Annotated in this window: 19 protein-coding genes; 8 read left to right on the top strand and 11 right to left on the bottom strand. The window is 59.1% G+C overall.

The window, feature by feature from the left end; translation table 11 throughout:
- Positions 1 to 32: 32 nt before the first annotated feature.
- Positions 33 to 446 (bottom strand): large-conductance mechanosensitive channel protein MscL, encoded by a 414-nt coding sequence (gene mscL, locus J0G10_RS26750; RefSeq protein WP_095048721.1) that lies wholly within the window; start codon positions 444 to 446, stop codon positions 33 to 35.
- A gap of 285 nt (positions 447 to 731) precedes the next feature.
- Here mscL and katB point away from each other — a divergent pair, with 285 nt between their 5' ends.
- The 3 genes from katB to radA are packed head-to-tail and all read left to right on the top strand — an operon-like array spanning position 732 to position 4,292.
- Positions 732 to 2,273 carry a catalase KatB gene (gene katB / locus J0G10_RS26745; protein ID WP_220557022.1) on the top strand — a complete coding sequence of 514 codons (1,542 nt, stop codon included), beginning with the start codon at positions 732 to 734 and terminating at the stop codon, positions 2,271 to 2,273.
- 60 nt (positions 2,274 to 2,333) lie between these two features.
- The gene (locus J0G10_RS26740; RefSeq protein WP_095048719.1) at positions 2,334 to 2,879 is read left to right on the top strand and encodes an ankyrin repeat domain-containing protein; all 546 of its coding nucleotides are present in this window, start codon (positions 2,334 to 2,336) and stop codon (positions 2,877 to 2,879) included.
- A gap of 45 nt (positions 2,880 to 2,924) precedes the next feature.
- A complete protein-coding gene (radA, locus tag J0G10_RS26735; RefSeq protein ID WP_007909773.1) occupies positions 2,925 to 4,292 on the top strand; it encodes a DNA repair protein RadA in 1,368 nt (455 codons plus the stop codon).
- A gap of 128 nt (positions 4,293 to 4,420) precedes the next feature.
- Here the strand turns inward: radA and J0G10_RS26730 are convergent, their stop codons facing one another.
- Positions 4,421 to 4,789, bottom strand: coding sequence for a PilZ domain-containing protein (locus J0G10_RS26730; protein WP_220557021.1), 369 nt, complete (start codon positions 4,787 to 4,789; stop codon positions 4,421 to 4,423).
- Positions 4,790 to 4,948: 159 nt separating this feature from the next.
- Between J0G10_RS26730 and J0G10_RS26725 the strand changes: the two genes are divergently transcribed.
- The 3 genes from J0G10_RS26725 to yjiA all read left to right on the top strand — a co-directional run bounded on the left by J0G10_RS26725 (position 4,949) and on the right by yjiA (position 8,359).
- Positions 4,949 to 7,015: a carbon starvation CstA family protein gene (locus tag J0G10_RS26725; RefSeq protein WP_038361749.1), complete on the top strand. Its 2,067-nt coding sequence runs from the start codon at positions 4,949 to 4,951 to the stop codon at positions 7,013 to 7,015.
- A 15-nt stretch (positions 7,016 to 7,030) separates the two neighbouring features.
- Positions 7,031 to 7,228 (top strand): YbdD/YjiX family protein, encoded by a 198-nt coding sequence (locus tag J0G10_RS26720; protein WP_003228401.1) that lies wholly within the window; start codon positions 7,031 to 7,033, stop codon positions 7,226 to 7,228.
- A 159-nt stretch (positions 7,229 to 7,387) separates the two neighbouring features.
- Complete coding sequence (gene yjiA, locus J0G10_RS26715; protein WP_095048717.1) at positions 7,388 to 8,359, top strand: GTPase; 972 nt, start codon at positions 7,388 to 7,390, stop codon at positions 8,357 to 8,359.
- 98 nt (positions 8,360 to 8,457) lie between these two features.
- On the opposite strand, the gene J0G10_RS26710 is transcribed toward yjiA, so the two are convergent.
- The 5 genes from J0G10_RS26710 to morA form a co-directional block, all read right to left on the bottom strand.
- Positions 8,458 to 9,168: a GntR family transcriptional regulator gene (locus J0G10_RS26710; RefSeq protein WP_095048716.1), complete on the bottom strand. Its 711-nt coding sequence runs from the start codon at positions 9,166 to 9,168 to the stop codon at positions 8,458 to 8,460.
- 19 nt (positions 9,169 to 9,187) lie between these two features.
- Positions 9,188 to 9,892: a FadR/GntR family transcriptional regulator gene (locus J0G10_RS26705; RefSeq protein ID WP_034153832.1), complete on the bottom strand. Its 705-nt coding sequence runs from the start codon at positions 9,890 to 9,892 to the stop codon at positions 9,188 to 9,190.
- Between the two features lie 87 nt (positions 9,893 to 9,979).
- Positions 9,980 to 11,293, bottom strand: coding sequence for a C4-dicarboxylate transporter DctA (locus tag J0G10_RS26700; protein WP_007909782.1), 1,314 nt, complete (start codon positions 11,291 to 11,293; stop codon positions 9,980 to 9,982).
- Positions 11,294 to 11,627: 334 nt separating this feature from the next.
- Complete coding sequence (glyA, locus tag J0G10_RS26695; RefSeq protein WP_095125462.1) at positions 11,628 to 12,881, bottom strand: serine hydroxymethyltransferase; 1,254 nt, start codon at positions 12,879 to 12,881, stop codon at positions 11,628 to 11,630.
- A gap of 253 nt (positions 12,882 to 13,134) precedes the next feature.
- Positions 13,135 to 16,983, bottom strand: coding sequence for a cyclic di-GMP receptor MorA (morA, locus tag J0G10_RS26690; RefSeq protein ID WP_095048714.1), 3,849 nt, complete (start codon positions 16,981 to 16,983; stop codon positions 13,135 to 13,137).
- A 285-nt stretch (positions 16,984 to 17,268) separates the two neighbouring features.
- Here morA and ettA point away from each other — a divergent pair, with 285 nt between their 5' ends.
- Together ettA and gdhA are read left to right on the top strand one after the other, a co-directional pair.
- Positions 17,269 to 18,933, top strand: coding sequence for an energy-dependent translational throttle protein EttA (gene ettA / locus J0G10_RS26685; protein WP_007909789.1), 1,665 nt, complete (start codon positions 17,269 to 17,271; stop codon positions 18,931 to 18,933).
- 350 nt (positions 18,934 to 19,283) lie between these two features.
- The gene (gdhA, locus tag J0G10_RS26680) at positions 19,284 to 20,621 is read left to right on the top strand and encodes an NADP-specific glutamate dehydrogenase (RefSeq protein ID WP_095048713.1); all 1,338 of its coding nucleotides are present in this window, start codon (positions 19,284 to 19,286) and stop codon (positions 20,619 to 20,621) included.
- On the opposite strand, the gene J0G10_RS26675 is transcribed toward gdhA, so the two are convergent.
- The 4 genes from J0G10_RS26675 to J0G10_RS26660 all read right to left on the bottom strand — a co-directional run bounded on the left by J0G10_RS26675 (position 20,618) and on the right by J0G10_RS26660 (position 24,187).
- Positions 20,618 to 21,112 (bottom strand): GreA/GreB family elongation factor, encoded by a 495-nt coding sequence (locus J0G10_RS26675; RefSeq protein ID WP_220557020.1) that lies wholly within the window; start codon positions 21,110 to 21,112, stop codon positions 20,618 to 20,620. The two genes, gdhA and J0G10_RS26675, sit on opposite strands and share 4 nt — an antisense overlap.
- A 70-nt stretch (positions 21,113 to 21,182) precedes the next feature.
- Positions 21,183 to 21,539, bottom strand: coding sequence for a hypothetical protein (locus J0G10_RS26670; RefSeq protein ID WP_093434789.1), 357 nt, complete (start codon positions 21,537 to 21,539; stop codon positions 21,183 to 21,185).
- A gap of 211 nt (positions 21,540 to 21,750) precedes the next feature.
- A complete protein-coding gene (locus J0G10_RS26665) occupies positions 21,751 to 23,604 on the bottom strand; it encodes an Lnb N-terminal periplasmic domain-containing protein (protein WP_220557019.1) in 1,854 nt (617 codons plus the stop codon).
- 94 nt (positions 23,605 to 23,698) lie between these two features.
- Positions 23,699 to 24,187, bottom strand: coding sequence for a DUF3015 domain-containing protein (locus J0G10_RS26660; protein WP_007909797.1), 489 nt, complete (start codon positions 24,185 to 24,187; stop codon positions 23,699 to 23,701).
- Between the last annotated feature and the right edge of the window lie 284 nt (positions 24,188 to 24,471).

The raw sequence follows: 24,471 nt of genomic DNA, 5'->3' as shown, positions 1-24,471 counted from the left end.
GAAGGCGCCGTTGTTTCTATCGTGCACTGCATTCAGGGCCGGGTGTTCTGGGCCTTGAGCAAGTCGCGGATCTCGCCCAGCAACTCTTCTTCCTTGGTCGGAACCGGTGGCAGGGTAGGGGCCACGGCCTCTTCGCGCTTGAGGCGGTTGATCGCTTTGACACCCATGAAAATGGCGAACGCGACGATCACGAAGTCCAGAACGGTCTGCAGGAATTTGCCGTAGGCCAGCACCACTGCAGGCGCATTGCCTTCGGCGGCCTTGAGCGTGACGGCCAGATCACTGAAGTCGACCCCACCGATCAACAGGCCGATTGGCGGCATGATGACGTCACCGACAAACGACGAAACAATCTTGCCGAAGGCAGCACCGATGATGATACCGACGGCCATGTCGACCACATTGCCTTTGACCGCGAAGGCCTTGAACTCGCTTAGCACGCCCATAGTTATTTCCTTGTTACAGATGAGTTTGGTGTACGCAGTGTAAATCAGCAAAACGCGTCCTGCGCGAAACACCTTCTTACAATGCCCGTTTTTATCGACACATCAATCGACGATTAGTTTGCAAAGTGCCAGCAATCGCGCGCGAAATATACTGTAACTCGCTGATCGAAAAGCCAATTTTCTCAATCGTGGCGTTATGTTCTTTCTATTTATGTTCGACGCCGCAGGCCTCTAGCCTTGGGTTGGCGCACCTGGATGCGCCCAAAAAAACCAGAGGATCCTGATATGAACTCCACACTTGGACTGGGGGCTTTTCCCCGTCGTCGCACCCTCGGCGTACTCACCGCCAGCCTTTTGACCTTCTCCGTAAACGCCGCGCCCCTGACCCGCGATAACGGTGCAGCGGTCGGCGACAATCAGAACTCGCAGACCGCCGGTGCCAATGGCCCGGTGCTGCTGCAGGATGTGCAGTTGATTCAGAAACTGCAGCGCTTTGACCGTGAACGCATTCCCGAGCGTGTGGTTCACGCCCGTGGTACCGGCGCCCATGGCACCTTCACCGTGACCAACGATCTCAGTGACCTGAGCAAGGCCAAGGTGTTCGCCACTGGCCAGAGCACGCCGGTATTCGTGCGCTTCTCCGCGGTGGTGCACGGCAATCACTCGCCGGAAACCCTGCGTGATCCACGAGGTTTCGCCACCAAGTTTTACACGGCTGACGGCAACTGGGATCTGGTCGGCAATAACTTTCCGACCTTTTTCATCCGCGACGCGATCAAGTTTCCCGACATGGTGCACGCGTTCAAACCGGATCCGCGGACTAACCTAGATGACGATTCTCGCCGATTCGACTTCTTCTCTCATGTACCGGAAGCCACCCGTACCCTGACCGAGTTGTATTCGAACTCGGGAACGCCGGCCAGTTATCGAGAAATGGACGGTAATGGTGTTCATGCTTACAAGTTGATTAACGCCAAGGGTGAAGTCCACTACGTCAAGTTTCACTGGAAGAGCTTGCAGGGACTTAATAACCTCACGCCAAAACAAGTCGCGAACGTCCAGGGTCAAGACTACAGTCATATGACCAATGACCTGGTGAGCAACATTAATAAAGGTAACTTCCCAAAATGGGACTTGTACATTCAAGTGCTGAAACCACAAGACTTGTCCAAGTTTGATTTTGATCCATTAGACGCCACCAAGATCTGGCCAGGTATTCCTGAGCGAAAAGTTGGACAAATGGTGTTGAACCGTAATCCGGCGAATGTCTTCCAGGAAACCGAACAAGTGGCCATGGCGCCAGCCAATGTAGTTCCAGGTATCGAACCTTCCGAAGACCGTTTGTTACAAGGCCGAGTGTTCTCTTATGCCGATACGCAAATGTATCGCCTGGGTGCCAATGCCCTGCAATTGCCGATCAATGCGCCGAAAGTTGCCGTGAACAATGGCAACCAGGATGGCGCGATGAACTTCGGCGCCAGCAACAGTGGTGTGAACTATCAGCCAAGCCGACTGCAGCCCCGTGACGAGACGCCAGGCGCGCGTTACAGCCAATCGGCGCTATCGGGCAGCACCCAGCAGGCGAAAATTCAGCGTGAGCAGAACTTCAAGCAGGCCGGCGATCTGTATCGCTCGTTCAGCAAGCAAGAACGCCGGGACCTGATCGACAGCTTCGGCGGCTCGCTGGCAACCACCGATGATGAGAGCAAGCACATCATCCTGTCCTTCCTTTATAAGGCCGATCCGGAATACGGCACTGGCGTCACTGAAGTGGCCAAAGGCGACCTGAGCCGGGTCAAGGCGCTGGCAGCGAAACTGGTCGACTGATACCGATGTAGCGCACGCGGGGCCTGAGTCAGGCCCCGTTTCGTTTAAAGGAGAATGCTGATGCGAAGCTGTCTTTTACTCTTGGCCGGTTGCCTGTCGTTCGCGGCATGGGCGGCACCGGTCGAGCAGAGTCCCGAGGCAATCCAGGCCCAACTGCGCGACTATTACTTCGATGCGGCCCGACGCGGTGATGTGCCGATGCTCGACACGTTCATCGAGTCCGGGTATTCCCTCGACACCCGCGACAGCAAGGGTTACACCGCGCTGATTCTGGCGGCCTATCACGGTCAGGCTCCGGCCGTGGAGCGTTTACTTGCAGCCGGCGCCGATGCCTGTGCCCAGGATCAACGTGGCAACACCGCGCTGATGGGGGCGATTTTCAAAGGTGAAGTACAGATCGCCCGGCGCCTGATGGCCACCGATTGCAGCCCCGATCAGCGTAACGGTGCCGGGCAGACGGCAGCCATGTACGCCGGATTGTTCAAGCGCCTGGAATTGCTTGATGCGCTGAAAGCCAAGGGCGCGGACCTGAATGCCGAAGATCCGTTCGGTAATAGCGCCACGCGTCTGGCCAGTGGCGAAATCCGTAGTGCGGCGCCGCGCTGATCGTCGGCACGTGCGTTATCATCGCGGTTTTTGTCGGGGGTTCTGATGGCCAAGGCCAAGCGCATGTACGGCTGCACCGAGTGCGGCGCAACCTTTCCCAAGTGGGCGGGCCAGTGCGGCGAGTGCGGCGCCTGGAACACCCTGACCGAGACCATGATCGAAAGCGGCGGCGCCACAGCACCGACCGGCCGCACCGGCTGGGCCGGGCAGCAGGCGCAGATCAAGACCTTGGCCGAAGTCAGCATCGAAGAAATTCCGCGCTTTTCCACCGCCTCCGGTGAGCTGGACCGGGTCCTCGGTGGCGGTCTGGTCGACGGCTCGGTGGTGCTGATCGGCGGTGATCCGGGTATCGGTAAATCGACCATCCTGTTGCAGACCCTGTGCAACCTAGCCAAAAGCATGCCGGCTCTCTACGTCACCGGCGAAGAATCCCAACAGCAAGTGGCCATGCGTGCCCGGCGCCTCGGCTTACCGCAGGATCAACTGCGGGTAATGACCGAAACCTGCATCGAAACCATCATCGCCACCGCCCGACAGGAAAAGCCCAAGGTGATGGTGATCGACTCGATCCAGACGATCTTCACCGAACAGCTGCAATCTGCCCCCGGCGGTGTTTCCCAGGTACGTGAGAGCGCGGCGCTGCTGGTGCGTTATGCAAAACAGAGCGGCACGGCGATTTTCCTCGTCGGCCACGTCACCAAGGAAGGCGCGCTCGCGGGTCCCCGAGTTCTCGAACACATGGTTGATACCGTGCTGTATTTCGAAGGCGAGTCCGATGGCCGTTTGCGTTTGCTGCGTGCGGTGAAAAACCGTTTCGGTGCGGTCAACGAACTCGGTGTGTTCGGCATGACCGACAAGGGGTTGAAAGAAGTCTCCAACCCTTCGGCGATTTTTCTCACCCGTGCGCAGGAAGAAGTCCCCGGCAGTGTGGTCATGGCCACGTGGGAAGGCACACGGCCGATGCTGGTGGAAGTGCAGGCGCTGGTCGATGACAGCCATCTGGCCAATCCGCGTCGGGTGACGCTGGGGCTGGATCAGAACCGTTTGGCGATGTTGCTCGCAGTTTTGCATCGCCATGGCGGGATTCCGACCCATGATCAGGACGTGTTCCTTAACGTGGTGGGTGGCGTGAAGGTGCTGGAAACGGCGTCTGATCTGGCGTTGATGGCGGCGGTGATGTCGAGTCTGCGCAACCGGCCATTGCCGCATGACCTGTTGGTGTTTGGTGAGGTCGGCCTGTCCGGCGAAGTGCGCCCAGTGCCGAGCGGTCAAGAGCGGTTGAAGGAAGCGGCGAAGCATGGCTTCAAACGGGCGATCGTGCCGAAGGGCAATGCGCCGAAGGAATCCCCACCAGGCTTGCAGATCATCGCCGTGACCCGCCTCGAACAGGCCCTTGACGCGCTCTTCGAATAACTTGAACCCACTGCATAACCTGTGGGAGCTGGCTTGCCAGCGATTGCGTTCTGTCCGTCGACATATTCGTCGAGTCTGAAATCGCTATCGCTGGCAAGCCAGCTCCCACAGGGGATTTGCAGTGATGGCTAGATTTCGATCAAGGCACCCAGTTCGCGTTCCAGCTCCTGCGGGTCACCCAGGTTGAACTCAATCAAGCGCCGCAGGCGTTCGATGGACTCCAGGCTGATGTGCTTGCAGACGAAGCCGAGCTGGCCATGGTCGTCGTGGGTCAGTTGCACATCCATCTTGATGCCGACCTCATCGTTGAGATGAATATCGACCAGAAAATGCCGCTCCCGATCACCTAGCCACGGCTCGGGTTTATCGATCAACAGCCCCTTGAGCGACAGATCAATCAATTTGACCGGCCAGATGTAATCGCCCTGACTCAATTCAGTCTTGGCATCGAACGCGATACGTTTGAAGCGGCGACGCTCAGCTGGGTGCTGGCTCATGGCGCAATCCTCACGAAGGTTTGCTGACTATAGACCCGACCAGTCGGTCGCAGCCAATCGTTAAGGCGTCTAGACCAATGTCGGGGTATGGCCTTTGTCGCCGTAAGCGCTAAACTCGGGGTGGCTGTCTTTCTTGTCCACCCTGGCTGGAATAATAAAATGAAAAATAATAATAGCCTGCTACGCCACTTACCCTGGCTAGTGCTGGCAATCGTAGGAGCGTGCGCCCTGGGCGTAGTGGCGTTGCGCCGCGGCGAGGCGATCAACGCCTTGTGGATCGTGGTCGCCGCTGTGGCCATTTATCTGGTTGCGTACCGTTACTACAGTCTGTTCATCGCCAACAACGTGATGCAACTGGACCCGCGTCGGGCCACCCCCGCCGTGCTCAACAATGATGGTCTGGACTATGTGCCGACCAACAAACACATTCTTTTCGGTCACCACTTCGCCGCGATCGCGGGCGCCGGACCTCTGGTCGGCCCGGTGCTGGCCGCGCAGATGGGCTACTTGCCCGGCACGCTCTGGCTGATTGCCGGCGTGGTGCTGGCGGGCGCGGTGCAGGACTTCATGGTGCTGTTCATGTCGACCCGGCGCAACGGCCGTTCCCTGGGCGACATGGTGCGTGAAGAAATGGGCCGCGTGCCCGGCACCATCGCCTTGTTCGGCTGCTTCCTGATCATGATCATCATCCTCGCGGTGCTGGCGCTGATCGTGGTTAAAGCGTTGGCCGAGAGTCCGTGGGGCATCTTCACCGTAATGGCGACCATCCCGATCGCGATGTTCATGGGCATTTACATGCGCTACATCCGCCCGGGCCGCATCGGCGAAATCTCCGTGGTCGGCGTGTTGCTGCTGCTCGGGTCGATCTGGCTCGGTGGGCAGATTGCTGCTGATCCGGTGTGGGCCAAGGCGTTCACCTTCACCGGCGTGCAGATTACCTGGATGCTGGTCGGTTACGGTTTCGTCGCTGCATCGCTGCCGGTTTGGCTGATTCTGGCACCGCGCGACTACCTGTCGACGTTCCTGAAAATCGGCACCATCGTCGCCCTGGCGATCGGTATTCTGGTGACCATGCCCGAGCTGAAAATGCCGGCGCTGACCCAGTTCGTCGATGGCACTGGCCCGGTGTGGAAGGGCGGTCTGTTCCCGTTCCTGTTCATCACCATCGCTTGCGGTGCGGTATCGGGCTTCCACGCATTGATCTCTTCGGGCACCACGCCGAAGCTGCTGGATAACGAAACCAACGCTCGCTACATCGGCTACGGCGGTATGTTGATGGAGTCGTTCGTGGCGATCATGGCCATGGTTGCCGCGTCGGTGATCGAGCCTGGCGTGTACTTCGCCATGAACAGCCCGGCTGCTGTGGTCGGCAGTGACGTCGCTTCGGTTGCGCAAGTGGTTTCCAGCTGGGGCTTCGCGATCACGCCGGAAGCGCTGCAAGCCGTGGCGCATGACATTGGTGAAACCACCATCCTGGCCCGTGCCGGTGGTGCGCCGACCCTGGCGGTCGGTATCGCGCAGATCCTGCACAGTGTCCTGCCGGGTGAAAACACCATGGCGTTCTGGTACCACTTCGCGATCCTGTTTGAAGCGCTGTTCATCCTGACGGCTGTGGACGCCGGCACCCGTGCCGGGCGCTTCATGCTGCAGGACCTGCTCGGTTCCTTCGTTCCGGCGCTGAAGCGCACCGAATCGTGGACCGCCAACCTGATCGCCACCGCCGGTTGTGTGGCGATGTGGGGCTGGTTGCTCTACCAAGGCGTGATCGATCCACTGGGCGGCATCAACACCTTGTGGCCGCTGTTCGGTATCTCCAACCAGATGCTGGCCGGTATTGCGCTGATGCTCGGCACCGTGGTCCTGATCAAAATGAAGCGCCAGCGCTACATCTGGGTCACTCTGCTGCCGGCTACCTGGCTGCTGATCTGCACCACGACCGCGGGCTTCATCAAGCTGTTCGACGCCAACCCGGCGATCGGCTTCCTGTCGCTGGCCAAGAAATACAGCGATGCGCTGGCCAACGGTCAGGTGCTGGCACCGGCAAAAAGCGTCGAGCAGATGCAGCACGTGATCTTCAACGCTTACACCAACGCAACGCTCACCGCGCTGTTCCTGTTCGTGGTCTTCAGCATCCTGTTCTATGCGCTCAAGGTCGGCATCGCCGCTTGGGGCAAAAAAGAGCGTACGGATAAAGAATCGCCATTCCAGGCCCTGCCGGATGCGTAACCAGAGGATTGCAGCATGTTCAATGACCTGAGTCGCCTCGGTAAATACCTCGGTCAGGCCGCGCGCCTGATGGTCGGCATGCCCGACTACGACACCTACGTCGAGCATATGCAAACCAAGCACCCGGACAAGCCGGTGATGAGCTACGAGATGTTCTTTCGCGAACGTCAGGAAGCCCGTTACGGTGGCAAGGGTGGGCCGAAGTGCTGTTGAGCTGACAGCGCAAGGTTGAGGTAATCCCTGTGGGAGCGAGCCTGCTCGCGAATACGGAGTGTCAGTTGATGAATAATTTGACTGGCACACCGCTTTCGCGAGCAAGCTCGCTCCCACATTTGTTTTTGTATTGTTCATTCATTTGAAGGAGATCGAGTTTTGTCCTCTCCCATCCCGGTCACGGTACTCAGCGGTTTCCTCGGCGCCGGTAAGACCACCTTGCTGCGCCATATCCTCAAAGCCGAGCACGGCCTGAAAATCGCCGTGATCGAAAACGAATTCAGCGACGCCGGTATCGACACTCAGTTGCTGGGTGATGAGCCGGTGCAAGTCATGACCCTGGCCAACGGCTGTGTGTGCTGCACCATTCACACTGACCTGACCAAAGCGCTGTACCTGCTGCTTGAACGGCTGGACAGCGGTGAGATCGCGTTCGATCGTCTGGTCATCGAGTGCACCGGTCTGGCCGATCCGGCGCCGGTGGCGCAAACCTTTTTCATCGATGAAGAACTGCGCGAGCGCTATCTGCTCGACGGCATCATCACCCTGGTCGATGCCGCCCACGCCGACGTACACCTGAGCCAGACGATCGCCCAGGCGCAGATCGGTTTTGCCGACCGCTTGCTGGTGAGCAAAACCGATCTGGTCGATGAAGCCACGTTCAATGCACTGAGCGAGCGCCTGACACGGATCAACCGCCGGGCGCCGATTCGTGTGGTCGAACACGGCACCATTGATCTGGCAGAACTTCTTGATGTGCGCGGCTTCAACCTCAACGCCGATCTCGGCGGCGGATTGAGCCTGCGTCCGGTGAGCAAGGCGCCGTCGATTGATCGCATTTCCAGTCTGGTATTGCGCACCGATCAGCCGCTGGATATCGATCAGCTCAGCGAGTTCATGAATGAATTGCTGGAAGAACACGGCAAGCAATTGCTGCGTTACAAAGGCGTGCTGAACATCGCGGGTGAGGATCGGCGCCTAGTGTTTCAGGGGGTGTTGAAGCTTTATGGTTTTGACTGGGATACCGAATGGGCCGAGGGTGAGGCGCGGGAAAGTGTGATTGTGTTTATTGCCGATGATTTGCCGGAAGAGAAGATTCGGGCGGGGTTTGCCAGAGTGGCTTCTGCCTGATGGGCTTTCGGTGCCCGTAATCACGCCATCGCGAGCAGGCTCACTCCTACAGGGGAACGCATTTCAAATGTAGGAGTGAGCCTGCTCGCGATAGCTATCTAACCGACAGCACAATGCTCAAGGTCTGAACCCAGCAGCGTCTGCTCAAGATTGTCCAGATGTTGATTCATCAGCATGGCTGCTTTGGAAACATCCCGATGGTCCACTGCTTCCACCAACGCCAAATGCTCCTTCCAAGCGCAACAGCTATGCGTCTGGCCCACACTTCGCGCAATCGCCAATGATGTAAGCGGCACAAGACTGCCAAGAAAATGCGCTAACGGTGCATTCCCCGCCATTTGCGCCAATTGAAGATGAAACTCCCCGGACAAGCGAATCGCCGCACCCCGCCGATCCTGCTCGACCGCTTGACGTTCGCGCTCGATCAGCGTGCGAAGGTGCTTCAAATCGTCTGCCTGCGGACGCTGACAGGCCAGACGCACCAGCGTGCTCTCGGTCAGTCGCCGCGCATGCAGGGCCTGCCGCGTTTGTTCCCGATCAGGTGCCGCCACCCGCGGCCGGTGATTGGCGCGCAAGACAATGACGTGCTCATGGGACAGTTGGGTCAGCACCCGGCGCACGTCGGCGCGACTGGCGCCGAACATCTCTTTCAAACTGTCCTCGGTAAAACGGCTGGCCGAATCGATGCGCTGTTCCAGAATCGCATCGAACAGTCGCGGATACAGATCCTCCGCCGGTGTGCGCAGGCACGAGAAGGGCAGGGGCGACGTGGTCTGGCGAGTGTGCGACGCTGCAGCGAAACTGTTCATGGCCTGTCTCCAGTTGGGGTCAGCGACTCAAGTTGTCTTCGGGAATATTCAGCTCAATCCCCATCCGCTGGCCTTCGCGCAAAATGTGCCGACGCATTTCGGCGCTGGCCTGGGCGCTATTCTTGCTGCGGATCGCGCGGACCACCGCTTCGTTTTCTTCCAGTCGCTCGGCCAGATGTTCCGGAGAATTACGCAGCACCTCGGCGCTTTGCTTGAGGGCGTTGCTGGTTTGCTGCACCACACTCTGGAAGATCGGATTCGAGGTCAGGGTGAACAGCTCTTCGTGAAAGGCGATGTAGGCGCTGACCCCGGCCTCGCTGTCGCCGGCCTCGAGGGCTTCGCGCATGTCCATCAGGGTCAGGCGCAACTGGCCGACTTCCTTGCTGCTGATCGATTGTGCGACCAGACCGACAATGAACGGCTCAAGGGTGTAGCGCAGTTGCAGCACGTCTTCGAGGCTGGCACCGGCGACTGCACTGTCATGGCTTTGGCTGTCGCTGAGTTGCGCGTCGAGTACGACTACGCCTTTGCCTGGCATCGAGCGTACGAGGCCAAGGGTTTCCAGAACGATCACCGCTTCGCGCAGGCTCGGGCGGCTGATGCCCAGTTGTTCGGCCAGTTCGCGCTGACCCGGCAGCATGTCGCCGGAGCGCCACTGGCCACGGGCCAATGCGGCGCGGAGTTTTTCTACGACTGAGTTGACGACGGTTGATGTGGTTATCAAGGGTCTTGCTCCATTTGCCTGGGGGGAGATAGCCGCAAACTCAAGATCAAAAGATCGCAGCCTGCGGCAGCTCCTACAGGGGTTAAATCAGAACTCCTGCTGGTGCGCCGGAGTCGCTGTTTTACGCGGCTGAAAGGTGTAGCCCTGCTGGCCGCTCAGTACTTTGTTGGCTCGCTGTACATCAATGTCTTTTTCCCAACGGGCGATCGCCACCGTGGCGACACAATTGCCGATCAGGTTGGTCAACGCGCGGCCGATGCCCATGAACCAGTCCACGGCCAGCACCAACACCAGGCCGACCACCGGAATAGCCGGGATCGCGGTCAGCGTCGCTGCGAGAATCACCAGTGCCGAACCGGGAATCCCGTGGGCTCCTTTCGAGGTGATCAGCGATACCAGCAGAATCGTCAGCAAATCGGTCATGGCCAGCGGCGTGCCGGTAGCGTTGGCAATGAACACAATGGCCAAAGTCAGGTAGATCGAGAAACCGTCGAGGTTGAACGAGTAGCCGGTCGGAATCACCAGACCCACGGTCGAGCTGCCAATGCCGAGGTGTTCGAGTTTGCGCATGATCTGTGGCAGCACGGCGTCGGACGATGCCGTGCCCATGACGATCAGCAGTTCTTCACGCAGATACTTCAACAGCGGCCACATGCGCAGGCCGGAAGCACGCATCACCAGACCGAGAATCACGCTGACGAATGCGATGCAGGTCAGGTAGAACAAACCGACCAGACTGCCCAGGTGTTGCAGGGAATCAAGGCCATATTTGCTGGTAGTAAAGGCGATGGCGCCGAACACGCCGATCGGTGCCAGACGCACGATCATGCCCATGATCCGGAAGATCACATGGCTGAGTTCGTTGATCAGTCGGGAGATCCCGGAGGCCGCTTCACCGACCAGATTCAACGCGCTGCCGAACAGCACCGAAAACAGCAGAACTTGCAGGATGTTGTTGTCGGCGAAGGCGCCGATCACCGAGGTTGGGATCAGGTCCATCAGGAACTGCGTGGTGGTGTGCATGTGCTGGCTGCGTTCGGCGAGATCGCCCATGTCGGCCGCAGACAGTTGCTCGAGATGGATATTCGCGCCGCTGCCGATGCCGGTGCTGAAGGCGAAGACCAGGCCGATCACCAAAGCGATGGTGGTCAGCACTTCAAAGTAGATCACTGACTTGAGGCCGATGCGCCCGACCTTCTTCAGATCGCCGGCACCGCTGATGCCGCTGACTACCACGCAGAACACGATCAGGCCGATGAGCATCTTGATCAGTTTGATGAAGCCGTCGCCGAGCGGTTTGAGCTGGGCCGAGTATTCAGGAAGGGTCAGCCCGCAGACGATGCCGAGCATCAGTCCGAGAACCACTTGGAGGAAGATTGAGCGCGAGCACCATCTGAGCATGGGAGGAATCCTGGTCGGTGTCCTGGCTGCCGTGCGCGTGGCGCATCAGATTCAGGACTTAATTATTGTGGTCTTACCGGTATGTCCAGTGCGGGTGCAGTCTACGCTCGGTTTTTTCGCGATGACAAGTGAAAATATCAAAATTGGCATGACCGGTCTGACCAGTGGCCATAGCCGCGTAGGAGCTGCCGAAGGCTGCGATCTTTTAATCTTGTTTTTAAGATCCAGATCAAAGGATCGCAGCCTTCGGCAGCTCCTACACGGGAAATCAGGGGCGAAAAAAAACCGGCCAATCGCTTGGCCGGTTTTTCATGCTGCGGGTTTAACGTCGCAATTAAGCGCCGTATACCGGCAGTTTCTTGCAGATGGCTTTGACTTTCTCACGAACGGCGTCGATCACCGCTTCGTTGTTCAGGTCAGCCAGGATGTCGCAGATCCAGCCGGCCAGCTCTTTGCACTCGGTTTGCTTGAAACCGCGAGTGGTCACAGCCGGAGTACCGAAGCGCAGGCCGGAAGTAACGAACGGCGATCGTGGATCGTTTGGCACGGAGTTTTTGTTCACGGTGATGAACGCTTTGCCCAGAGCGGCGTCGGCGTCTTTACCGGAGATGTCCTGCTTGATCAGCGACAGCAGGAACAGGTGGTTCTTGGTACCGCCCGAAACTACGTCGAAACCGCGCTCGATGAACACTTCGGCCATGGCCTGGGCGTTCAGCACCACTTGTTCCTGGTAGGCCTTGAACTCAGGCTGCAGCGCTTCCTTGAAGCAGATCGCTTTAGCGGCGATCACGTGCTCCAGCGGGCCACCCTGGGCGCCCGGGAATACCGCGGAGTTCAGCTTCTTCTCGATCTCGGCGTTGGCGCGAGCCAGGATCAGGCCACCACGTGGACCGCGCAGGGTCTTGTGGGTGGTGGTGGTCACGACGTCAGCGAAAGGCACCGGGTTCGGGTAGACGCCAGCGGCGACCAGACCGGCCACGTGAGCCATGTCGACGAACAGGTAAGCGCCGACTTTGTCAGCGATGGCGCGGAAACGCGGGAAGTCGAGAATCTGCGAGTAGGCAGAGAAACCGGCCACGATCATTTTCGGCTTGTGCTCAACCGCCAGACGCTCGACTTCGTCGTAGTCGATCAGGCCGTTGGCGTCGATGCCGTACTGTACGGCGTTGTACAGCTTGCCGGAGGAGGAAACGCTGGCGCCGTGGGTCAGGTGACCACCGTGTGCCAGGCTCATGCCCAGAATGGTGTCGCCACCTTGCAGCAGGGCCAGGTAAACAGCGGCGTTGGCTTGCGAACCGGCGTGCGGCTGAACGTTGGCGTAATCGGCGCCGAACAGTTCCTTGGCGCGGTCGATGGCCAGTTGCTCAACAACGTCAACGTACTCGCAACCACCGTAGTAACGCTTGCCTGGGTAGCCTTCAGCGTACTTGTTGGTCAGGACCGAGCCTTGAGCTTCCATCACCGCTGGGCTGGTGTAGTTTTCCGAAGCGATCAGCTCAATGTGTTCTTCCTGGCGCTGAGCTTCTTGCTCCATGGCGGCAAAAAGGTCGGCGTCGTACTTGGCAATAGTCAAATCACGGCTGAACATGGCGGTCCTCAAGGATCGGGGGCAGAAAAGGGGGGCATTCTAACCCAATGGGTTTTGGATGGCATATGAAACGACATCATGTCGCAGACAAGTGGCGTTCATGCGCGGATAGATGGTGATTGTGCCGGCCTGAAAAGATCGCAGCCTGCGGCAGTTCCTACAGTAATCCGAGCTGATCCCGAATACTGTGACCGACATCAATCCTTGTAGGAGCTGCCGAAGGCTGCGATCTTTTCGGTCGCGCCGCAGGACTTCAGTCGAACATAAAGAGCGCGTCATTACTGAACTGCGCCTCAAACCGTCCCGCCGGCATCGGTCGGCCGAACAGATACCCCTGAACCTCATCGCAACCATGCTCACGCAAGAAGTCCAGCTGTTCATGGGTTTCCACGCCCTCGGCGATCACCGCCAGATTCAGGCTATGCGCCATGGCGATGATCGCCCGGGCGATCTGCGCATCCTGCTCACCGGACGGCAAACCATCGACAAAGGTGCGGTCAATCTTCAACACGTCGATCGGGAATTGTTTGAGGTAGTTCAGCGATGAGTAACCGGTGCCGAAGTCGTCGACCGCAATGCTCAGGCCAAGGTTTTTCAGCCCGGCGAGAATCTGCATCGCTTCGCTGACTTCGCGCATCAGAATACTTTCGGTCAGCTCCAGTTCCAGACACGCCGGTGGCAGGCCGGTTTCACGCAGGATTGTGGCGATCCGCGTGCCGAGTTGGCCATCGGAGAATTGCCGCGCCGAGATGTTCACCGACACCTTCGGCACACGCACACGATTCTGGTGCCAGGTCTTCAACTGACGGCACGCCTCGCTGATCACCCAGTCGCCGACGTCCACCACCAGACCCAGCTCTTCCAACACCGGAATGAAATCCCCCGGCGGCACCAGGCCACGGCGTGGATGGCGCCAGCGCAACAGCGCTTCGGCGCCAGTCAGGCGTTTGCCGTCACCGCTGAATTGCGGTTGGTAATACAGGACGAATTCGTTCTGTTCCAGGGCGTGGCGCAAATCGCTTTCCAGTTCCAGACGCTCCAGCGCACTGGCGTTCATGTCGGCCTGATAGAACTGGAAGTTATTCTTGCCGCGCTCCTTGGCGTGGTACATCGCGGTGTCGGCGTTCTTCATCAACTGGCTGAGTTCGTTGCCGTCCTGAGGACTCAGGGCAATGCCGATACTGGCCGTGACAAAGAACTCGCGACCTTCGAGCACGAATGGCCGCACCAGGCTGCCGAGGATCTGCTCGGCGACATGAATCGCCCGGTTCAGCGCCATTTCGCGGCTGGAGCGATGTTGCAGCAGCAGCGTGAATTCGTCGCCGCCCATGCGCGCCACGGTGTCGTCATCGTCGACGCAGGCCAACAGGCGCGTGGCCATGTCTTTCAACATGCGGTCGCCGGCGGCGTGACCGAGGGAGTCGTTGATCGGTTTGAAACGGTCGAGGTCGAGGAACATCAGCACCACCCACGACTTCTGCCGCTCGGCCGATTGCAGCGCGGTGTGCAGACGATCCTGGAACAGCGTGCGGTTCGGCAAGTGGGTCAGGGCGTCGTAGTAGGCGAGGCGGTGAATCCGCTGCTCGCTGGCCTTGCGCTCGCTGATGTCGCTGAAGAAGCACACGTAACTGGCCAGATCGCCTTCGTCGTCGAGCACGGCGGTGATGCCGACCCACGCCGGGTAATGCTCGCCGTTACGGCGCTTGAGCCAGACTTCGCCTTCCCAGGTGCTGTGCTGATGCAGTTGTTTGAGTACGTAGCGCAGGTGTGCGTCCTGCTGCTCATCAACGGTGAGCATGTTCGGCAATTGGTCGAGCACTTCGCTCACGGCGTAACCGCTGACGCGACTGAAGGCTTCGTTGGCTTGCACGATGTAACCGGCCGGGTCGGTGATCAGGATCGCCGAGGTCGAGTGTTCGAAAACCGTGGCGGCCATGCGCAGGTCTTTCTCTGCGCGGCGCTGCTGACTGATGTCGCGACCGACACCGAGTACGCCTTCAAACGCACCATGTTCGTCCCACACCAGCACCAGACGCAGCTCGATCGGGATCTTGCGGCCATCGGCGCGCAGGCAGTCGAACAGGAACAATTGCGTCTGTACCTGGTTGCGCAACACCGCCAGTTGCTCGGGTTTGTCCAGCGCCTTGCTGACGCGATCCATCAGCGTGTAGATGCCGCTCAGTTGTTGCGGGTTGGCGATGGTCGATTGCCAGCCGTTCTGGAAAATCCACTCAGCGTCATAACCCAGCACGGCCTGCACCGACGGGCTGACGTAGTTCAGCGAGAGCTTGCTGTCGGTGGAGAAAATCACGTCGCTGATGCTTTCGGCAAGCATGCGGTAGCGCTGCTCGCTGTCGCGCAGGGATTCGCTGGCTTCGATCTGTTCGGTGATGTCCTTGGCCACGCCGATGATCCGCGTGACCTGATCGTGTTTGTCCCGGGCCAGCGCTTGTTCGCGAATATCGAAACGCCGCCATTTGCCGTCGCGATGGCGGAAACGCAACTGGCACTGGAGCAACTGACTGTAACCGGCGTGGCGCTGCATCTGCCGCGAGCGATGGTAGTAGTCGGCATCTTCCGGGTGCAGGAGAATTTCCCAGAAATACTCACCCATCTGGTGCAGTTCGGTGCGGTTGTAGCCGAGGGTCTGACCGAGGTGGTGGTTGCTGAAAATCATCCGCTGGCTGATCACGTCCTGCACATACAGGTGATCCGGCACCGTGCGCACCACGTCCGACCAGAAGCCTTCGCGTTCGAGCAGCGACAGTTCGATCAGCTTGCGGCTAGTGATGTCGTTGATGCTGAGAATCACCGCTTTATAGTCGTGTTGCTCGGTCGGCAGACGCAACACCATCCACAGGTGCTGGTCGCGGCCGTTGATGTCCGGCAATTTGATTTCCAGTTCCAGCTGCTTTTGCTGCTGCAGGACGGCGTCGAGCACTTGATTGCCGATGGCGCACTGGCGGTGTGGATGGCCGTCGATCAACAGTTGCCAGGCGTGCTCGCAGGAATTGACATTGAGCAATTGCAGCGCAACCTGGTTGACCTCGGTGACGCGCAATTCCTGCAACAGTTGCTGGCGTTGCGCCGGCTGGTCGAGCCAGGCCTTGAGCTGGTCGCTGGTCTGGATCTGCGCCTTGTCGAAGACCTGCTTCAGGCCGGACAGGTCCAGCACACAGAGGGCCACGCCAGTGCCCTCGAAGATGTCCTGATAACGGCGGCGACCCTCATGCAACTGGCGCTGGCGCCGGCGCATGTTGAGCAGGGCAATCACCGGCAACATCGAGAACGCCAGGCCCAGCAGGCACTTGCCGATGAACGCCGGCAGCAGTTCCTCGAGCACACGCTGGCGGTCGAACAGGCCACGCAACTGCCAGTCGCTGCTGCTCAGCGGCACGGTCAACACCGTGTTGGCCATGTCGTCCGGACTCAAGACGCCGGCCCTGGCCGAGGGCTGCGCTTCGTCGCGGCTGATGATCTGATGGTTGAGGCGGTTTTCCACCAGCCACAACGGGCGGATGCCGGTTTCGCCCTGTTTGGTCAGCGAGTCGAAGAACGTCGGAGTCAGGCGCAATGCCCAATAACCGCGCGTGCTGCCGCTGGCCTGATGCAATAACAGATGCACTACAGAACCGTCGTCGGCGTTGCTGAAGTAATGCGCCTGTGCACGGCTGCGGCGCACCAGTTCAGTGAGGTAGCTGGCGTCGTGGCTGTTGTCGTCACTGTCGCTGATGATTTTGCCGGAAGGGGTGAGCAGGGCCAGGCTGCGCAGGTCAGGCAAGGATTGCTGGAGCTTGCGCAATAGCACCTGCTGTTCGTCGGCTGATTGCGGTTGTTCGACGATCGGTAGCAGATTGAGGGCGATTTGCGCGTTCAGCGCCATGTTCAGGCTGACCTGCGAGGCGAGGTCTGCGGTGTAATCGATGGTGTACTGGCGCTGGTTTTTCTGGGTTTCGCGCAGTTGATCGAGCAGTTGCCAGAACAGCAACGCGAGCAATAAAAGCACGAGCGTCGCCAGCGCACCCTTTAATGTACCGCGCAGGGACGAGCCGGGCGCCGGTGGGGTGCTGCTCACAGAAGCTGGCGGAGTGACATTGGACAAGCTGTGATCCTGCGATTTGGCTGGACTGGCGCGACGTGCACTATAAGCCGGACGCCCAAAGGGCGGCTAGCATGCCTTGAGTCGTGGCGAAGTGCCAGCCCCGCGCGGCTGGACTGCCACTGGTCAATCAGGTAGCTTTGCCGGTTACGCGGGAGCGTTCCAGCTCCTAGACTCAGACTTTTTCAGCGCGCACGCATTGATAACCATCAAGTGAACGACGCGCATGGTCTGGCCGGGCTTCGCCTGCGCTGCAATCATTCATCTGTCACTGACCCAAGGTTCTCCATGGCTCAATACGTCTTCACCATGCATCGGCTGGGCAAAGTTGTTCCGCCGAAGCGGGAAATTCTCAAAAACATTTCGCTGTCGTTCTTCCCCGGCGCCAAGATCGGTGTACTCGGCCTCAACGGTTCGGGTAAGTCCACGCTGCTGAAAATCATGGCTGGCGTCGACACCGAGTTCGAGGGCGAAGCCCGTCCGATGCCGGACCTGAACATCGGCTATCTGCCGCAAGAGCCACAACTTGATCCAACCAAGACCGTGCGTGAAGTGGTCGAGGAAGCGGTCAGCGTGATCAAGGATGCGCAAGCGCGTCTGGACGAGGTCTACGCCGCTTACGCCGATCCGGATGCCGACTTCGACAAGCTGGCTGCCGAGCAAGCCAAACTCGAAGCGATCCTGCAGGCCAGCGATGGTCACAACCTTGAGCGTCAACTGGAAGTCGCCGCCGATGCGCTGCGTCTGCCGGCCTGGGACGCCAAAGTAGAACACCTGTCCGGTGGTGAAAAGCGTCGTGTGGCCCTGTGCCGTCTGCTGCTGTCCGCGCCGGACATGCTGCTGCTCGACGAACCGACCAACCACTTGGACGCCGACTCGGTGGCGTGGCTGGAGCACTTCCTCCACGACTTCCCGGGCACTGTGGTAGCGATCACGCACGACCGTTACTTCCTCGATAACGTCGCTGGCTGGATTCTCGAACTCGACCGCGGCGCGGGCATTCCGTACGAAGGCAACTACTCGGGTTGGCTCGAAGCCAAGTCCGATCGTCTGGCCGCCGAATCCAAGCAGCAGTCGGCTCACGAAAAAGCCATGAAAGAAGAACTGGAGTGGGTGCGCAAAGGCGCGAAAGCCCGCCAGTCGAAATCCAAGGCGCGTCTGCAACGCTTCGAAGAAATGCAATCGCAGGAATTCCAGAAGCGCAGCGAAACCAACGAGATCTACATCCCGGCCGGTCCGCGCCTGGGCGACAAGGTCATCGAATTCAAGAACGTCACCAAGGGCTACGGCGATCGCGTACTGATCGACAACCTGTCGTTCTCGATGCCGAAAGGCGCCATTGTCGGCGTGATCGGCGGTAACGGTGCCGGTAAGTCGACCCTGTTCCGCATGCTGATGGGCAAGGAAACGCCGGATTCGGGCAGCATCGAAGTCGGTGAAACCGTGCAACTGGCCTGCGTTGACCAGAGCCGTGATGACCTGGATGGCAGCAAGACTGTATTCCAGCAAATCTCCGACGGTTCCGACCAGATCCGCATCGGCAACTACGAGATCCCGTCGCGTACCTACGTCGGTCGTTTCAACTTCAAGGGCGGCGATCAGCAGAAGTTCGTCAAGGATCTTTCCGGTGGTGAGCGCGGTCGTCTGCACCTGGCGCTGACCCTGAAGGAGGGCGGCAACGTCCTGCTGCTCGACGAACCGTCCAACGACCTCGACGTGGAAACCCTGCGTTCGCTGGAAGAAGCCCTGCTGGACTTCCCGGGCGCTGCCATTGTGATCTCTCACGATCGCTGGTTCCTGGACCGTGTGGCGACGCACATCCTGGCGTACGAAGACGACTCGCAAGCGATCTTCTTCGAAGGTAACTACACCGAGTACGAAGCCGATCGCAAAAAGCGTCTCGGCGAAGCGGCTGCCCAGCCACACCGCGTGCGTCACAAGAAACTGGCCTGATATCGGGTTGGTTGCATAAAAGAACGGAGCCTTCGGGCTCCGTTTTTTTTGCCTGGTTTTTTTCAGCGGGATCGAGGTGTGGCCATCGCGAGCAGGCTCACTCCTACATTTGAAATGCGTTCCCCTGTAGGAGTGAGCCTGCTCGCGATAGCTGTATAACTGGTGGTGCATTTCTTGAACCCAGACTCCCCATTCAGGTGCAAAACAAGCTCAAAAAACCGCCTTATTTATATCCTGTGCACCATTTAATTTCATAACTGCGACATTTTGCTCTGTTCCTGTGCGTATTTCGTTTGTTACAGTCCGGCCCAATCTCCTCCAACGACAATAAATTTGCCGAGACTTTTCCCATGATCGAATCCGTCGAATCCTTCCTCGCTCGCCTGAAAAAACGCGACCCGGATCAACCCGAATTCCACCAGGCCGTCGAAGAAGTCCTGCGCAGTTTGTGGCCGTTTCTCGAAGCCAATCCGCATTACCTGACCTCGGGGATTCTGGAGCGCATCTGCGAGCCGGAGCGCGCGGTGATTTTTCGCGTGTCGTGGGTCGACGATCAGGGCAAGGTCCAGGTCAATCGCGGTTTCCGCATCCAGATGAACAGTGCGATCGGCCCGTACAAGGGTGGCCTGCGTTTCCATCCGTCGGTGAACATGGGCGTGCTGAAATTCCTCGCCTTCGAACAGACCTTCAAAAACTCCCTGACCTCGCTGCCCATGGGCGGCGGCAAGGGCGGCTCGGACTTCGATCCGAAGGGTAAGAGCGACGGCGAAGTCATGCGTTTCTGCCAAGCGTTCATGAGCGAGTTGTACCGCCACATCGGCGCCGACGTTGACGTGCCGGCCGGTGACATCGGTGTCGGTGCGCGCGAGATCGGTTTCCTGTTTGGCCAGTACAAGCGCCTGAGCAACCAGTTCACCAGTGTGCTGACCGGCAAGGGCATGACCTACGGCGGCAGCCTGATTCGTCCGGAAGCCACCGGTTTCGGCTGCGTCTACTTTGCCGAAGAAATGCTCAAACGCCGCGAGCAGACCGTCGAAGGCAAACGCGTGGCGATTTCCGGTTCCGGCAACGTTGCGCAGTACGCCGCGCGCAAAGTCATGGATCTGGGCGGCAAAGTGATTTCCCTGTCCGACTCAGAAGGCACGCTGTATTGCGAGGCTGGGCTGAGCGAAGAGCAGTGGCTGGCGCTGCTGGAGCTGAAAAACGTCAAGCGCGGACGCATCAGTGAACTGGCGGCAGCGTTCGGTCTGGAATTCCGCGCGGGTCAGCTGCCGTGGTCGTTGCCGTGCGACATCGCGCTGCCGTGCGCTACGCAGAACGAACTCGACGCCGAAGCCGCGCGCACACTGCTGCGCAATGGCTGCGTGTGCGTAGCTGAGGGCGCGAACATGCCGACCACGCTGGAGGCTGTGGATATCTTTATCGAGGCCGGCATTCTCTTCGCTCCGGGCAAGGCATCCAACGCCGGCGGTGTGGCGGTGAGTGGCCTGGAAATGTCACAGAACGCCATGCGCTTGCTGTGGACGGCAGGTGAGGTGGACAGCAAGCTGCACGCGATCATGCAGTCGATCCACCACGCTTGTGTGCACTACGGCGAAGAGAACGGACGGATCAACTACGTCAAAGGCGCGAACATCGCCGGCTTCGTCAAAGTCGCCGACGCAATGCTCGCGCAGGGCGTGGTTTAAGCCGGTTCGATGCGGATCACTTCAATCACTTGATCGCCGGCGGGGCGCTGCCAAAGCACCTCGTCATTGAGCCGCGCACCCAGCAGCGCGCGGCCCAGCGGTGAGCCCCAATTGATCATGCCTTTGCTCGCATCGGCCTGATCTTCGCCGACCAGTTGCACCCGCCGTTCGGTGTCGTGTTCGTCGGCGTAGGTCACCCAACTGCCGATCTGCACTTTGTCGGTGGAGGTCGCGGCAACCGCGACTTGTGCGCTGCTCAGGCGTTGATTGAAATACCGCAAATCCCTTTCCAGATCCGCCAGACGCTGTTTGTCAGCCTGCTCACCTTTGGCCGATTGTTCTGCATGCAAGGTTTGCAGTTCGGCGACTTTTTCCTGCAACTGCGCCAGCCCTTGCGCGGTGACGTAATTGGGCTGCTCGCTGACCTGCCGTTCGACCGGCTGATCGGCTTGCGCGGCGGCGTTGTCTTCGTTGACGAATGCGCGACTCATGGTGTTCTCCTCGTATGAGGTTTGGGCCATGCTCGCAGGCATTTGGTTTCACTGGATGTCTGGAAACGACCTATTGCGAGCGATAGGCCCGCCCGGCGTCCTGATCTTTCTGTTGCTGCCAGGCGCGCTCGCGTTCGTCCCAATGTTCATTGCGATACTGTTCGCGGTCCTTGTTTTCCAACATTGCCTGACACTGGCGGAAGCCGTCGGTCCAGCCTTCGGCGTATTGCTTGTCCTTGAGATAGCGCGGCACATTCTTGCGAAACTCGCCACTGATCGAACCCGCCGCCTGACGACCGCTGACACAACCGTCATCGAAGCCGTCGGCGAAGGCCGGTGGATAACCCTTGGCGATCAAATCTTCATGGGTGGTCTGGCAACCGCCCAGTAACAGCACAACACCCAGCAAACCCGCACACCGCCACATCGCACTCTCCCGCGCCGGTTCTCGGCTTATGGGAAAGTCTAGAAGCTGATTCGTCGAGCGTTGGTGAAAGGCATGTGAGTAATTCGTTGAGCACCACAAATCCCCTGTAGGAGTGAGCCTGCTCGCGATAGTGGTGTATCAGTCACCGCACCAGTGACTGATGAATTGCTATCGCGAGCAGGCTCACTCCTACAGGGGGATGTGTTCGGGATCAGTAGTGATACCACTTCACTTCAAGCATGACCTCGGTTTCCGGGGTGGCGAGATGGCTGAACTCACGCTGCGCACTCAGGCGCAAACCAAGGTTGCGCGACAACTCCCACTGCTGATTCAGGCTGAGGCTGCGGCGTACTTCGCCATTGAAGAAGTAATCGCCTTTAGCCTCCAGACTGAGATTGCCCAACGGGTTTTTCCACAACACGCCGGTATTGAAACCGCCGGCTGGCGAGACGAACTCGGCGAAATCATTGTTGTGTTCAACGCGCACGGTGCCGAGGGCAAAACCCAGCACATCATCCCCCAGCGCCCACGTCCCGCCGCCGCCACCATTGACGTGGCTGACCAGCGTCTCGTCATCGTGCTTGCCCGGTACGCGCTCAAGACCGCCAGTGACTTGCCACGACAGCGGCTGCAATAGCTCATTACGCGGTGTCAGCGAACGAATGGTCGCCAGATCCAGTTGCTGAAACTGCCATTGATTGCCCTCGTACTGACGCAGTTTCATCTGCAGGATCTCGATCTGCGCGCCGAGCGGGAAGCTCTCGGCGTTGTCGTTGAGATCGTGATAGGCCATGCGCAAGCCGTACTCACCGAATGCGCGATCACCACGGGTGCCGAGACCGGCCTGCCAGGTGCGCGATTCGTGGCCGTCTTCGGGCAAGCCCGGTTGCGGGATGTCCAGTTCGGGGGCGGGGTTCTTGTTGATCGCCCGCAGCAATTCAAAACTGCGCTGCGCTCGTTGTGGATCGCGTTCCTGACCGTTGGCGCGGTAGCGCTCCAGACGATACGCCGCGTCGATGATCAACGCTTGACGATCGCGGGGCAGGGCTTTGAACGCCGGATTCTGCAACTGCTGTTGATCGGCGCTGACGTTCAGCACCCATTGCTGTTCGTCACTGGTCAAAGGCTCGGCACGGCTGAGCAATTCGCGCTCGCGGGACGGGCGGTATTCGATACTTTCCACCAGCCCGGCTTCCTTCACCGCTTTGACGGTGTCGGTGGGAATCGCGGTCAACGGGAATTGTTCAGTCAGGCGCAGGCTCGGGCGTGCCACCTGCAGCAACTCAAGCAGACGATACGAGCAGTTTTCGTCGAAGAAGAAGTAGTCGAACTGGATCTGCTTCAACTCCCACACATGCTCGACCATGCGCGCGGTTTCTTCTTGCGTCAGGTTGAGCCGGTATTCCCACAGGTCGCGGTTTTCCAGGCTGCGGTATTCGGAGAGCTTTTCCTGGTACGGCACCAGCGCGAACAGTCCCGGATAACCGCCCATCAAACCTTTCCAGGCGTACAGGATGCTGTTGTCCGAGCCTTCGATGTAGGCGCCGAAGTTGATCGCGTAACTGAGCAGCGAGGTCTTGTCGGCCTGCACATCGGCCTGATCGATGCGCAGCAGGGTGTGGCCGAACATCGATGACGGACTGTTCAAATAAGCCGCCGGGAAGATCATCACCGCGCTGTGCGGCGAGACGTCCTTGAACCACTTCTTGTATTCGGCGCATGCCGGCGCTGGCAGATCGCTGAGATTGAGCTGCGCTTTCAGCCAGCGAGTGCGCGCCGGATAAACGCATTGCGCATGTTGCTCGCCAAGGCTCGCCGGGGCGTACAGCGCTTGCACGGTGGCTTCCAGCTCATGATCGGGATGTTCGTTGCCATCGGGCGCGAGAAAGAATTTCTTGTCACTGACATAGCTGCGCCAGCCGCCAAGCTTGGCGGTTTCGTAGTGACCGAGGGAAATCCAGAAGCGGTCGTTGGCCAGTTGCTGCAAACGTTGAGGGTCGATGTGGGGCGCGGCGGACAGCGGGGCGCAGACACAGAGCGCCAGCCAGGCAAGGCGTTTGAGCATAGTCGGCAACTTGAACAGGAAAGAAATAAAGACCCAAGGAGGGCGGGCCGAAAAAACAAAACCCGCTTCCCGAAGGAAGCGGGTAGGGTCGAGCTTAAGCTTGAGTCGCGTACTTGGCCAGACGAGGATCCGATTTCAGTACGGCCAGGGTGTTGGTATGCACGTCTTCAGCGGTCACGTCAGCCTTGCTGAAGATCTGCTGGAAGTGCTCGTGAGTCACAGCAGCGAAGTGCGCACGGTCTTCCGGTGCCACGCCCAGTACCACGGCATAAGTCGTCAGCGCTTCGCCGTTGCCTTTGGCCATGTCTTCGGACAGCTCGTTCATCATGCCATTCATGGCAAACCAGGATTTGCCGCCGTAGGTCAGCGATGCGTTGGTCGAGCAACCGTTGGTGCCGGACGTCATCCCGAAGGTGGCGTTACCGGAAGTACCGTTGGTGGTGGAAGCGAGGAAGTGCGCCGGGGTGCCACGCTGACCTTCGAACAGCATGTTGCCCCAACCGCAATCCGGGCCGCCTGGAGCTTGCGCCATTGCGTTGATGGATACAGCGGTGAAGAGAGTACCGAGAAGAATCCGTTTCATAGCTTTTTTCTCTTTATGTGCATACCAATGGACAGGGTTCTGGCCGGCTCTAAACGTAAGCTGCCTGCGCGACGATCATGCTGCGTTGAAAACAGGCTCGGAATGCTCATGTAGGTCCCTACACTCCGCTTCCTCGCCTGTTTTCGCCTTGCCTGATCGCCGCTCGGCGAGCTTACGTTCAGAGCCAAACGAAGCCAGTGGGCCGGTATTAGTTCCAGCCGCGCAGTTTGGAGTTTAGGCATGTTCCAGGGGTTCCGTGGTTTTTTGCAAAATATTTGGAATAA

The organism is Pseudomonas germanica (assembly GCF_019614655.1).
GTDB classification, from domain to species: Bacteria; Pseudomonadota; Gammaproteobacteria; order Pseudomonadales; family Pseudomonadaceae; genus Aquipseudomonas; species Aquipseudomonas neuropathica.
Note: the sequence above shows the minus strand (reverse complement) of the source record. Positions and strands in the feature narration are given on the sequence as shown.

Excerpts from the sequence above, each read along its gene's own strand:
- katB (WP_220557022.1), top strand. The coding sequence starts at position 732 with ATGAACTCCACACTTGGACTGGGGGCTTTTCCCCGTCGTCGCACCCTC.
- J0G10_RS26720 (WP_003228401.1), top strand. The coding sequence starts at position 7,031 with ATGTTCAATGACCTGAGTCGCCTCGGTAAATACCTCGGTCAGGCCGCG.
- J0G10_RS26660 (WP_007909797.1), bottom strand. The coding sequence starts at position 24,187 with ATGAAACGGATTCTTCTCGGTACTCTCTTCACCGCTGTATCCATCAAC.
- mscL (WP_095048721.1), bottom strand. The coding sequence starts at position 446 with ATGGGCGTGCTAAGCGAGTTCAAGGCCTTCGCGGTCAAAGGCAATGTG.
- J0G10_RS26670 (WP_093434789.1), bottom strand. The coding sequence starts at position 21,539 with ATGTGGCGGTGTGCGGGTTTGCTGGGTGTTGTGCTGTTACTGGGCGGT.
- J0G10_RS26700 (WP_007909782.1), bottom strand. The coding sequence starts at position 11,293 with ATGCTCAGATGGTGCTCGCGCTCAATCTTCCTCCAAGTGGTTCTCGGA.
- J0G10_RS26665 (WP_220557019.1), bottom strand. The coding sequence starts at position 23,604 with ATGCTCAAACGCCTTGCCTGGCTGGCGCTCTGTGTCTGCGCCCCGCTG.
- ettA (WP_007909789.1), top strand. The coding sequence starts at position 17,269 with ATGGCTCAATACGTCTTCACCATGCATCGGCTGGGCAAAGTTGTTCCG.
- J0G10_RS26675 (WP_220557020.1), bottom strand. The coding sequence starts at position 21,112 with ATGAGTCGCGCATTCGTCAACGAAGACAACGCCGCCGCGCAAGCCGAT.
- J0G10_RS26740 (WP_095048719.1), top strand. The coding sequence starts at position 2,334 with ATGCGAAGCTGTCTTTTACTCTTGGCCGGTTGCCTGTCGTTCGCGGCA.
- J0G10_RS26730 (WP_220557021.1), bottom strand. The coding sequence starts at position 4,789 with ATGAGCCAGCACCCAGCTGAGCGTCGCCGCTTCAAACGTATCGCGTTC.
- radA (WP_007909773.1), top strand. The coding sequence starts at position 2,925 with ATGGCCAAGGCCAAGCGCATGTACGGCTGCACCGAGTGCGGCGCAACC.
- J0G10_RS26725 (WP_038361749.1), top strand. The coding sequence starts at position 4,949 with ATGAAAAATAATAATAGCCTGCTACGCCACTTACCCTGGCTAGTGCTG.
- gdhA (WP_095048713.1), top strand. The coding sequence starts at position 19,284 with ATGATCGAATCCGTCGAATCCTTCCTCGCTCGCCTGAAAAAACGCGAC.
- J0G10_RS26710 (WP_095048716.1), bottom strand. The coding sequence starts at position 9,168 with ATGAACAGTTTCGCTGCAGCGTCGCACACTCGCCAGACCACGTCGCCC.
- glyA (WP_095125462.1), bottom strand. The coding sequence starts at position 12,881 with ATGTTCAGCCGTGATTTGACTATTGCCAAGTACGACGCCGACCTTTTT.